This is a genomic window from Mycobacterium sp. NGS61 (genome assembly GCF_059812325.1).
The window spans coordinates 162,682-174,122 of the sequence record NZ_JCALCL010000012.1 but is presented as its reverse complement, the minus strand read 5'-3'; the positions used below and the strand labels follow the sequence as shown (position 1 = coordinate 174,122).

Sequence of the window (11,441 nt, the reverse complement as noted above, 5' to 3'; positions counted from 1 at the left end):
GACTCTCCTTCTCTCCCTTGTCGATTCGAATTCTTTGTACGGCTAGCCGCCGGAAATCCCATAGGTCGCGGCGGCCGCCGCATCACCGGCGATGTAGCTCGCCCCCGCGGCGCCGACGCCGACGCCGGCCCGCCCGAGTTCTTCGACGCCCTGGGCCGCGATGGCCGCATGCTGCTGGCCCGCAGCGCTGAACCCGGCAGCAGTTTGCAGCGATACCGGGTCGGCCGCCGGCGGCACCACCGCGGTGATCAACGGCGCCGCTGCGGCGTGCGCGGCGGCCAGCCGCGCGGTCAGCGCTTCCACCGCAGCGCTGGCAGCGGCCAGTCCTTCGGGAACCACTCGCAACGTCATGAGTCACACTCCTCTGCCAGGTTTGTCCAATTATCGGGGAAAGCGGGCTATTTCGTGCGCTTAACGATGGTTCACCTCCGATTGATCATCAGGTTCCCACGTGTTCGGCAACATCGGGACGCGTGGCGCGGGATCGTCGTCGGCGATCAACCCCACCGGCCTGGCTCCGCGCTCGGGTGCGACACCGGCGAATCCCAGTGTGCCCGCGTTTCTGCCCGACGCACTGACCAAGGCCAACCGGTCGTCGACGGCCACGTTCTCCGTCGGATCCAGATCCGCGTATTCCCGACCGCGGCCCACCACAGAAGCTCTGGTGCGACGGCGTTTTGGCGCACCGGTGGGCTCCTCGGGTGCGGGCGCCGGCGCCGCGACAGCGGCATCGTCGGGCTCCGATGCCTTCCTCCGCGCTGCGCTGGCCGACCCCCGTTTGGCCGCCAAGCTCAAACCCCCCACCAGGTAGCCGTAGTCCGGCATACCCAGACCGATGCCCGAACCGGTGACCGACGGGGGCGCGGCAGTCGGTGGCGTCACCGGTGCGGGGGCAGGCGACGGCGTCACCGCTTCCACGGCAGTCGGCGTCGGGCCTGGCGTGGAAGACGGGACGCTGGGGACCAACGCCGCCACCGGCGGTGGGGGAGTCGCGCCGGGCAGCGGAGGCGGCGCCGCCGCGGCCAATGCCAGCAAACCTTTGACACCCAGCGGCGCCAGTACCGCTCCGGCCGCCAGCGGCACCAGCGGAGCGGTCAGCAGCGGCACGACGGCCAGCGTCAGGACCAGAGTGCTCTCCAACGTCGTCTTCAGCAGGGCGATGGTGTCGGTGACCACGGTGCCGATGATCTCGACGGTGACGAACAAGATGGTGAAACCGATGGTCGCCGGATTGCCGGACGCGAACGCCGCGGTGAGGTCGAGCGCGACGAACGAGAACATCTGGGACAGCAGTGCCACATAGGTCGCGAGGTCCATCGGGTAGCCGAGGGCGAACGCGATGTTCAGCGGACTGAAGTAGGTGAGCGGATTGCCGAGGATGACCAGGTAGGGGTCGAAACCGCCGAACATCGCCTGGAAGTACGGGAGATTGGCGATCGCGTCGATGAACGGCTGGATGACGTCGTTGTAGAAAGTGGTGTAGGTCTGCCACAACCACTGCTGGAACTGCTCGAATGGAGTGCTGGATTCCGCTGCTGTGGCGGCCCGCTGCGCCTCGGCTCGCAGGATCTCCGGAGCCGGACCGGTTTGCGGGGTGGCGGTCACCGCCGCCGTGGACAACGCCTCGTAGGTGCCCATCACGGTTGCGGCTTGGATCCACATGCGTGCGTAGTCGGCCTCATTGAGTGCGATCGGAATGGTGTTGATGCCAAAGAAGTTGGTGACCGTCAACACCGCGTGCGTGGCGTGATTGGCGGCCAGTTCCACCAGGGTCGGCATCGCCGCGAGCGCGCTCGTGTAAGCGACGGCGGTGGCGTGCTGTTGGGCCGCCTTCGCTGCGCTGTCGGCGCCGGCCTGCGTCAGCCACGCCAGATACGGCGCATGGGCGGCCACATAGCCGGCCGCCGTCGGGCCGGCCCAAGCGCCCGCCGTCACATCGGCCAGCAGCGCGGACAACTCGTCGGCCGCTTCGGTGTAGGTCACGCTGAGTGCGGTCCACTCCGCCGCGGACGCCTCTAATGGGCCCGGTCCGGGCCCGCTGCTCAACAGCGCTGAATGCAGTTCCGGCGGCGAAGCCAACCAGATCGGGGCGGTCATCGAACGTTCCTTTGACACGACGGGATGCCCGTCGCCACTCCCAGAACGCCCAGCCGCTGGAACGATGACATTCCAGCAAAGGCCGTCCGCCCAGTCCACGAGGCGACGTGCGCCGGACACGACGCGTCCGGCACAGCTGGCAGGTCTTCGGACTCACAGGCACGCACCTTCGGTGCACCTACTGGCCGTCGCTTCCCGGCCCGGGCTATGGGCCAGTGCTTATGACGGCGTTCGTTCCTGCATACCGCTGCGGGACAGTCCCGGATTTCCACCGGGTTCCCTCTTGCGACGAACCTGAAGGAGCGTTCGCCGCTCGATGCCGGCGACTCCTCACGTTGCCACCAGCAAACCAGCTGCGGGCATCAGAATACTTGACACCCCGCCCTTGAGGCCAGTCGTCGCGAAGGACTGGCATGCTCGTGCTGATGTCTGGGCTGCTGGTGGCGGGTACGACGAGCGACGCCGGCAAGAGCACCGTCGCCGCCGGACTGTGCCGCGCCCTGGTGCGGCGCGGAGTGCGGGTGGCGCCCTTCAAAGCGCAGAACATGTCCAACAACTCGATGGTCTGTGTTGGTGCGGACGGCGCGGGAGCAGAGATCGGGCGCGCGCAATGGGTGCAGGCACTCGCGGCTCGAGTCGTGCCTGAGCCCGCCATGAACCCGGTGCTGCTCAAGCCGGGCAGCGACCACCGCAGCCACGTGGTGTTGATGGGCAGACCGTGGGGGGAGTTGGACTCGACGGATTGGTTCCAAGGACGCCGGACGCTCGCCGCGGCGGCACACCGCGCCTTCGACGACCTCGCCGGCCGCTACGACGTCATTGTCGCCGAAGGGGCCGGCAGTCCGGCCGAAATCAACTTGCGCGCAGGCGATTACGTCAACATGGGACTGGCCCGGCACGCGGGACTGCCGACTGTGGTGGTCGGTGACATCGACCGCGGCGGGGTGTTCGCAGCGTTTCTGGGCACCGTCGCGCTGCTGTCCGCCGAGGACCAGGCGTTGATCGCGGGGTTCGTGGTCAACAAGTTCCGCGGTGACCTCGACCTGCTCGCGCCGGGTCTGCGTGACCTGGAACGGCTCACCGGGCGACGGGCGTACGGCACCCTGCCGTGGCATCCCGACCTGTGGCTGGACTCGGAGGACGCGCTCGATCTGACGGGCCGGCGCGCAGCCGGGCCGGCCCGCCGGGTGGTCGTGGTGCGGCTTCCCCGGATCAGCAACTTCACCGACATCGACGCTTTGGGGCTGGAACCCGAAGTGGACGTCGTGTTCGCCGCAGACCCCCGGGCGCTGGGCGATGCGGACCTCATCGTGCTGCCGGGTACCCGCGCGACGATCGCCGACCTGGCCTGGTTGCGCTCGCGGGACTTGGACCGCGCGGTGCGGCTGCACGTCGCGGCGGGTAAGCCACTGCTGGGGATCTGCGGCGGGTTCCAGATGCTGGGCCGGGTGATCCGGGACCCGCATGGCGTCGAAGGGGCTGGACCTGCCGAGGTCCCCGGCCTTGGTCTGCTCGACGTGACGACGACGTTCGACGCCCAGAAGGTGCTGCGGCTGCCGCGCGGTGAGGGGCTGGGGGTGCCGGCGTCCGGGTACGAGATTCACCACGGCCGGGTGGAGGTCGGCGCCGCAGACCCGTTTCCCGGCGGTGCGCGCGCCGCTGCCGTGTTCGGCACCATGTGGCACGGTTCTCTGGAAGGTGACGCCCTGCGCGAGGTCTTCCTGCGTGAGACACTCGGGATCGCCCCGTCGGGCACCCGCTTCGGCACTGCCCGCGAGCGCCGCCTCGACCTGCTCGGCGATCTCGTCGACCAGCACCTCGACGTCGACGCACTACTCGAGTTGGCCCGGCGCGGGAGCCCGCCGGCGCTGCCCTTCCTCCCGCCGGGAGCGCCGTGAGGTCGGCCTTGAGGTCCCAAACTTCTAGAACACGTTCTAGTGTGTCAATTTATGGGATTCCTGAAGCCCCAACTGCCGGAAGTCGACTTCGCCGAGTGGAGCAAGGGCACGCGCGCTGAGAAGATCCGTCCGATGGCCCGGCACTGGGCCGAGGTGGGTTTCGGCACGCCGGTGGTGCTGCACCTGTTCTACGTCGGCAAGATCCTGCTGTACATCCTCATCGGGTGGCTGATCGTGTTGAGCACCAAGGGAATCGACGGGTTCACCAATGTCCGGTCGTGGTACGCCGAGCCCATCGTGTTCGAGAAGGTCGTGCTCTACACCATGTTGTTCGAGGTGGTCGGGCTGGGCTGCGGCTTCGGGCCGCTGAACAACCGGTTCTTCCCGCCGCTGGGTTCGATCCTGTACTGGCTACGGTTCGGCACCATCCGGCTGCCACCGTGGCCGGATCGGGTGCCGCTGACCTTTGGCACCAAACGCAAGCCGGTCGACGTGGCGCTGTATGCGCTGCTGCTGATCTTGCTGTTCACCGCGTTGTTCACCGACGGCAGCGGCCCGATACCGGAGGTGGGCAGCAAGGTCGGGCTGCTGCCGATGTGGCAGATCGTGGCGATCCTGTTGGTGCTGGGCGCATGTGGGCTGCGCGACAAAGTCATTTTCCTGGCCGCGCGCGGCGAGGTCTACGGATCGCTGACGGTGACCTTCTTGTTCGGCGGTATCGACATGATCGTCGCCGCCAAGCTGGTGTTCCTGGTGATCTGGATGGGGGCGGCCACCTCAAAGCTCAACAAGCACTTCCCGTTCGTCATCTCGACGATGATGTCCAACAACCCGCTGATGCGGACCCGTTGGCTCAAGCGGCGCTTCTTCGAAAAGTTTCCCGACGACCTGCGCCCCGGCCGGCTGTCCCGGATCATCGCCCACATCAGCACATTCATCGAGATGTGTGTGCCGCCGGTGCTGTTCTTCGCCGGCGGCGGGTGGCCGTTGACGGTGGCCGCCACCGTCATGGTGCTCTTCCACCTGGGGATCTTGTCCGCAATCCCGATGGGGGTGCCGCTCGAATGGAACGTCTTCATGATCTTCGGGGTGCTGACGCTGTTCGTCGGCCATCCCAAGCTCGGGCTGGGTGACCTCAGACACCCTGTGCCGGTTGCCATTCTGTTCGCGTTGTTGGTGGGCATTGTCATCGCGGGCAACCTGGTGCCGCGCAAGATCTCCTTCCTGCCCGGCATGCGGTACTACGCCGGGAACTGGGACACCACCCTGTGGTGCATGAAACCCTCTGCGAGCGAGAAGATCTCGCGGGGCATTGTCGCCATCGCCAGCATGCCGCAGGCACAGCTGGAGCGGTATTACGGCAGTCCGGAGGCGGCGCAGATACCGATCTACATGGGCTATGCGTTTCGTGGGTTCAACACCCACGGCCGAGGGCTGTTCACGCTGGCGCACCGGGCGATGGCCGGCCAGAACGAGGACGACTACGTGATCACCGACGGGGAGCGGATCTGCAGCACCGCGATCGGCTGGAATTTCGGCGACGGCCACCTGCACAACGAACAGTTGATCCAGGCCATGCAGCGGCGGTGCCAATTCGAACCCGGCGAGGTGCGGGTGGTGCTGCTCGACGCGCAGCCCATCCACCGGCAAACCCAGCGCTATCGGCTGTACGACGCCGCCACAGGGGAATTCGAGCACGGCTACCTGCGGGTGGCCGACATGGTGACCCGGCAGCCCTGGGCCGACGACGTGCCGGTCCAGGTGCTGTCGGAGTGACTCTCCTCGCGTCGAGTGTCACGCTGGCGTGGCGGTGGACGCCGAACGTCACGCTGGCGTGACGCTCGGCGAGCGTGGCAGCGTGGCGAGACTTTCCTCGCGTCCAGTGTCACGCTGGCGTGGCGGTGGACGCCGAACGTCACGCTGGCGTGACGCTCGGCGAGCGTGGCAAGACTCTCCTCGCGTCGACTGTCACGCTGGGGTGGCGGTGGACGCCGAACGTCACGCTGGCGTGACGCTCGGCGAGCGTGGGCGCTACAGACCCGCGCGCACCTCCTGCGCCGCGGCCACCATGTGCTCCAGCGACGCGGTCACCTCATCGGTCCGGCGGGTCTTGAGGCCGCAGTCGGGGTTTACCCAAAGACGCTGTGAGGGGACAGCTTTCAATGCTTCCCGCAACGACTTGACCATCTCCTGCGTACTCGGCACCCGTGGTGAGTGGATGTCGTAGACGCCGGGGCCGACACTGTTGGAGAATCCGATCGCGTTGAGGTCGTCGAGGACCTCCATGTGCGACCGCGCCGCCTCGATGGAGGTGACGTCTGCGTCCAGGTCGGCGATGGCGCCGATCACCTCGCCGAACTCCGAATAGCACAGATGGGTGTGGATCTGGGTGGAGTCATCCACCCCGGAGGTGGCCAATCGGAAAGCCGCCACGGCCCACTGCAGATACTCGTCCTGCTCGGCGCGTCGCAGCGGCAGCAGTTCCCGCAACGCCGGCTCGTCGACCTGGATCACCGCGATCCCGGCCGACTGCAGATCCACCGTCTCGTCCCGGATCGCCAGGGCGACCTGGTTGGCGGTGTCGGCCAGCGGCTGATCGTCGCGGACGAATGACCACGCCAGGATGGTCACCGGACCGGTCAGCATACCCTTCACCGGCTGTTCGGTCAGCGACTGCGCATAGGTGATCCACTCGACCGTCATCGGGTGCGGCCGGGACACATCGCCGAACAGGATCGGCGGGCGGACACAGCGGCTGCCGTAGGACTGCACCCAGCCGTTGTCGGTGGCGAAGAAGCCGTCGAGCTGTTCGGCGAAGTACTGCACCATGTCGTTGCGTTCCGGCTCGCCGTGCACCAACACGTCCAGCCCGAGTTGCTCCTGCAGTTTGATGACGTCGGCGATCTCGGCTTTCATCCGACGCTCGTACTCCGTCTGGTCGATCTCGCCGGATCGCAGCGCGGCCCGTGCGACGCGGATCGCCGAGGTCTGCGGGTAAGAACCGATCGTCGTGGTGGGCAACACAGGCAGCTGCAGCCGCGCCTCCTGACTGGCCCGCCGCTCAGCCGGGTCACCGCGATGCGTGCCGGACGCCACGATGTCATTGATGCGGGCGCGGACGCGATCGTTGTGCAAGCGCGGATCCTGCTTGCGCGAGGCCACCGCCGCATTGGATGCCTCGATCTCATCGGCGACCGCCTCGCGTCCCTCGCGCAGTGCACGCGCGAGAACGACGACCTCTTGCACCTTCTCGGCGCCGAACGCCAGCCAACTGCGCAGTGCATCGTCCAGGCCGGTTTCGGGTTCCAGCGAATACGGGACGTGCAAGGTTGAGCACGACGTCGACACCGCCACCGTGGCCGCCGAGCCCAGCAGACTCGCCAGCTTGCTCAGCGCGGACTGCAAGTCCGTGCGCCAGATGTTGCGGCCGTCCACCACGCCGGCCACCAGCGTCTTGTCGGCCAGTTCTGGAACGGCCGCGATCCCCGTGTCAGCGCCGTAGACCAGGTCGACACCGATGGCCTCGACGGGTGTGCGGGCCAGCCCTGCCAGCGACGCGCCCGGGTTGCCGAAGTAGGTGGCGACGTAGATCGACGGCCGGTGGGCCACTCCACCCAGAGCGTTGTAGACCGCCTCCGCGAGTGCCGGAGCGTCGGGGGAGATGTCAGTGACCAGGGCGGGCTCGTCGAACTGGACCCACAGGGCGCCGCTGTCGGCGATCAGCGCCAGCAGTTCGGTGTAGATCGGCACCAGTTCCTGCAATCGTTCGATGGGAGCCGTAGCGCCGTCTACGGCCTTGCTGAGCAGCAGGAACGTGACCGGACCGATGATGACGGGACGCGCGGGGACGCCCAGCTCGTGGGCTTCCTCCAGCTCGGCGAGCACCTTGTCGGGGTGCAGCCCGAACCGGGTGGACGGGCCTATCTCAGGGACCAGATAGTGGTAGTTGGTGTCGAACCACTTGGTCATTTCCAGCGGCGATATCTCGTCGTTGCCGCGCGCCGCCGCGAAGTAGCGGTCCAGCTCGTCAGAAACCCCACCGACGCGGGCCGGCAGCGCGCCGAGCAGGACCGCGGTGTCGAGCATCTGGTCGTAGTAGGAGAACGTGTTCACCGGCACCGAGTCCAGGCCGGCGGCGGCCAGCTGAGTCCAGGTGTCGCGGCGCAGCGACGCGGCGACCGACTCCAGGTCGGATCGGCTGGTGCGGCCGGCCCAGTAGCCCTCGGTTGCGCGCTTGAGTTCGCGGCGCGGGCCGATGCGGGGGGAGCCGGTGATGGTGGCGGTGAATTTCGGAGAAGTTGGTGCGGTCACGAGCTGGTCCTTCGGATTCGACGGTGTGGACACCGCCCGCGGACGCGCAACCGATCGCGCTACGGCATGCATCAACCGCAACGGCCCCGGCCAAACGCCCATTCCACGAGGCGATGTGCCGCCGAACGCGGCGCGTCCGGCACAGCTGGCAGGTCTTCGGACTCACAGGCGCGCACCGGGTGGTGCTCCTACTGGCCGTCGCTTCCCAGTCCGTTCACGGGACCAGTGCTTGTCAAAGACGGCGGTCGTTCCTGCATACCGCTGCGGGACAGTTCCGGATTCTCACCGGATTCCCTCTCGCGAGCCATCAAGGCCTCGCTTGATGCCGGCGCCACAGGTGCGACGACGGCAGACCAGCTGCGTCGCCAAGGCTACTCTGTGCGCGATCTTCAGGTCGCCAGCGCTTCGGCGATCGGGACGTCGCCGTTGTTGAACTCGACGGTCCGGCCGATTGTCGAGTCGTCGGCGAGGACGGCGGCGGCGACGGCTGCCACGTCGGCCCGCGCTACCGATCCTTTGGCTTCGCCTATCGCGATGCGCCCGGTTCCCGGGTCTTCGGTGAGTCGGCCCGGTCCCAGCACGGTCCAGTCCAGGTCGGTGGCGCGCAGGTGTTCGTCCGCGGCCGCTTTGGCCTCGGCGTAGGCGAAGAACGAGTCATCCTCAGGCACACCGTGGTTCGCCCCGGCGCCGAAGTAGGACACCATGACGAACCGGCTGACGCCGGCCTGCGCTGCCGCGTCGATCACCCGGATCGCGGCATCGCGGTCCACGGCATAGGTGCGCGCCGCGTCGCCGCCACCGGCCCCGGCGGCGAAGACGACGGCGTCGTGACCCGCCAGCAGGCCGGCAATGTCGTCGGTGCCGAGCTCCTCGATGTCGGCCGTGGTCGGTTCGGCACCGGTGTCCGCAACGTCGCTGGTGTGGCCGGGATTGCGGACGATCGAGGTCACCTGGTCGCCACGCTCGGTCAGGATTCGGGCCAGCTGCAATGCGACCTTGCCGTGGCCGCCGATGATGATGATGTTCGCCATGACGTCGACGTTACGCGTGGCACCCGAAACGGATGACTGGTCTACTTGCCGCGCACCGCGACGCCGCGCAACACGGTGTCCCGCGCCAGGATGAGCGACGTGCGGGTGCCCACCTCGCGCAGGATGTTCTCCGGTATCCACTGCATGCCGATGACGCAGCGCGCCAACATGGTGGCCGACGGCGCCTCGAGGCGGATCTCTGCAGACCGGATGCCTTCGGAGAGCAGCGATTTCATCTGACGCAACCGGGTCGTGTAGGACCAACCCGGGTTGACCGCGTCGCGGGGCGGAGACTGACGCATCCACGCGAGTTGAATCCTGAACTCATCGGAGAACTGGTCCAGAGCGTTGACATTGACCCAGCTCAGCGCGTCCAGCTTTTCGATGGTCGTCGCCTCCGCACGCAACACGGCGACCCATCCGGCTTCGACCTTCTGGCCGAACGAGCGCATGATCGACGCCAGCAGTTCGTCTTTGGAACCGATCACCCGGTAGACGGTGCCGGTACCCAATCCGGCTGCCGATGCGATGTCGCGGATGGTGGTGACTTCGTACCCCTTGCGGCCGAACTCCGTTCGGGCCACCGCACGTAAGTGAGCCGCTTTATCGCTCGGGTCGGCTTCGTTGTCGTCGGCCCATGTGTCGATGACGTCGGTGGCCGCGCTGAAAGCCTTCGACCGATCCAGCACCCGATCCGCAGGTGGTCGGCATGCCAAGCCCTGCAAGATGATTCGACACAGCAATGCCGCCACCTGGTCGGCTGAGGAATTGTGCCGCATGACGTCCAGACCGACCTGCAGCATGGTCTGACAAATCCGATCGGCCAGGATCGGCAGATCGGCGTCGGTGATGTAGCCACTGGATCGAGCGGCGCGCAGCGTCTGCAGCATCGCCTCCTGCACTGCGGTGGGCTGCTGGCGGGTCAGCTTCATCAATTCGGGGTCCGCGCTGGGGCCCTCGTAGAACGACATCTGCAGCGCAGCCCGGTGTCGCACCGCGCAGTTGGCGATCGCGCGGCCCAACTCGACGATCTTTTCGGCGGGCGGACGCGGATCCGGCTCGTCCAGCTTGGCCTGAGCGCTCTGCCCGATGCGGTCCAAATCGGCCTGGTAGCGACGAATCAGCTCGACCAGAATCGCCTCTTTGGACTCGAAATGGTGGTAGAGGCTACCCGGGAGAATGCCTGCCGCATCGGCGATCTCCTGCAGCGAGGTACGCAGACCCGAGGAAGCGATCAGCGAAGCAGCGGTCTCGAGGATCTCGGTCCGCCGGGTCCCGCTTTCGATTGCGCTGTCGGTCATGGTCGGCGGCGCGCCAGCCTGCCGGACGACGCGGATCGCAGAGCGAACACCATGCGAATCGCGTCCTCCCGCCGAACCAAATCTTTGTTAGAGGTTATCAGACTGGCCGCGGCAAACGCGCTGCTTACAGACCCGCGACGGACGCGTTGACCATGCTAAATGGGCGGGCCGGTCCAGTGGTTGGATGCAACGACTTTCTCGATCGGCACTCGCGGAGCTGGCCGGAACGTGTGGCCGGCGCGCAGCCGCCCGACAGGTAGCAGACAACCCTGGACGTAGCTCGCTGGAATGCCGAGCAACTCGCCGACCGCGGCCTCGTGATGCAGGTGCAGCGTCGTGATGCACGTGCCGTAGCCGCGGGTGTGCAGTGCCAGCTGGAAGTTCCATACCGCGGGGAAGATCGAGCCGTACAGCGTCGCCAGATGGAACGACTCGTCACCCTCGATGCGAGGCAGATACGGCTGGTAGCACGGGATGACGAGCACCGGCACCCGGGACATGTTGTCGACCAGCCACCCGGTGGATGACATCAGCCGACTCTCCGGCGTCCCGGCCGGCAGGAACTTGGCGAGCAGTTGGCCGCCGACCCGACGCAGATAGGCCTCCCGATAGAACTGTGCGATCTGCTCGCGCACATCCGGGTCGGTGACCACCAGCCACCGCCAGGTCTGCGAATTCGAGCCGTTCGCGGCCTGCAGCCCGGTTTGCAGGCAGGCGCGAATCTCGGCCGGATCGACGGGAGCATCCAGGTCCAGGGACTTGCGCGCGGACCGGGTGGCGCTGAGCAGGTAATCGATATCCAT

Annotated in this window: 8 protein-coding genes and 2 riboswitches; of the genes, 2 read left to right on the top strand and 6 right to left on the bottom strand. The window is 67.1% G+C overall.

The features are described from left to right. Positions 1–42 precede the first annotated feature (42 nt). Both AC5Y3Z_RS21855 and AC5Y3Z_RS21850 read right to left on the bottom strand, forming a co-directional pair. Complete coding sequence (locus tag AC5Y3Z_RS21855; RefSeq protein ID WP_463826793.1) at positions 43–351, bottom strand: PE family protein; 309 nt, start codon at positions 349–351, stop codon at positions 43–45. Between the two features lie 60 nt (positions 352–411). Continuing rightward, positions 412–2,097, bottom strand: coding sequence for a PPE domain-containing protein (locus tag AC5Y3Z_RS21850; protein ID WP_463826792.1), 1,686 nt, complete (start codon positions 2,095–2,097; stop codon positions 412–414). Between the two features lie 121 nt (positions 2,098–2,218). Beyond that, a riboswitch (cobalamin riboswitch) is annotated at positions 2,219–2,436 on the bottom strand. An 86-nt stretch (positions 2,437–2,522) separates the two neighbouring features. Here AC5Y3Z_RS21850 and AC5Y3Z_RS21845 point away from each other — a divergent pair. Then, a complete protein-coding gene (locus AC5Y3Z_RS21845; RefSeq protein WP_463826791.1) occupies positions 2,523–3,995 on the top strand; it encodes a cobyric acid synthase in 1,473 nt (490 codons plus the stop codon). A gap of 51 nt (positions 3,996–4,046) precedes the next feature. After that, complete coding sequence (locus AC5Y3Z_RS21840; protein ID WP_463826790.1) at positions 4,047–5,771, top strand: DUF3556 domain-containing protein; 1,725 nt, start codon at positions 4,047–4,049, stop codon at positions 5,769–5,771. Between the two features lie 255 nt (positions 5,772–6,026). Here AC5Y3Z_RS21840 and metE read toward each other — a convergent pair whose 3' ends face one another. The 4 genes from metE to AC5Y3Z_RS21820 form a co-directional block, all read right to left on the bottom strand. After that, the gene (metE, locus tag AC5Y3Z_RS21835; protein ID WP_463826828.1) at positions 6,027–8,378 is read right to left on the bottom strand and encodes a 5-methyltetrahydropteroyltriglutamate--homocysteine S-methyltransferase; all 2,352 of its coding nucleotides are present in this window, start codon (positions 8,376–8,378) and stop codon (positions 6,027–6,029) included. A 58-nt stretch (positions 8,379–8,436) separates the two neighbouring features. Continuing rightward, a riboswitch (cobalamin riboswitch) is annotated at positions 8,437–8,630 on the bottom strand. Between the two features lie 65 nt (positions 8,631–8,695). Continuing rightward, positions 8,696–9,337: an NAD(P)H-binding protein gene (locus AC5Y3Z_RS21830; RefSeq protein WP_463826789.1), complete on the bottom strand. Its 642-nt coding sequence runs from the start codon at positions 9,335–9,337 to the stop codon at positions 8,696–8,698. A 41-nt stretch (positions 9,338–9,378) separates the two neighbouring features. Further along, positions 9,379–10,638, bottom strand: a complete 1,260-nt coding sequence (locus tag AC5Y3Z_RS21825) for a TetR/AcrR family transcriptional regulator (RefSeq protein WP_463826788.1) — start codon at positions 10,636–10,638, stop codon at positions 9,379–9,381. Positions 10,639–10,793: 155 nt separating this feature from the next. Continuing rightward, complete coding sequence (locus AC5Y3Z_RS21820; RefSeq protein WP_463826787.1) at positions 10,794–11,441, bottom strand: nitroreductase family protein; 648 nt, start codon at positions 11,439–11,441, stop codon at positions 10,794–10,796.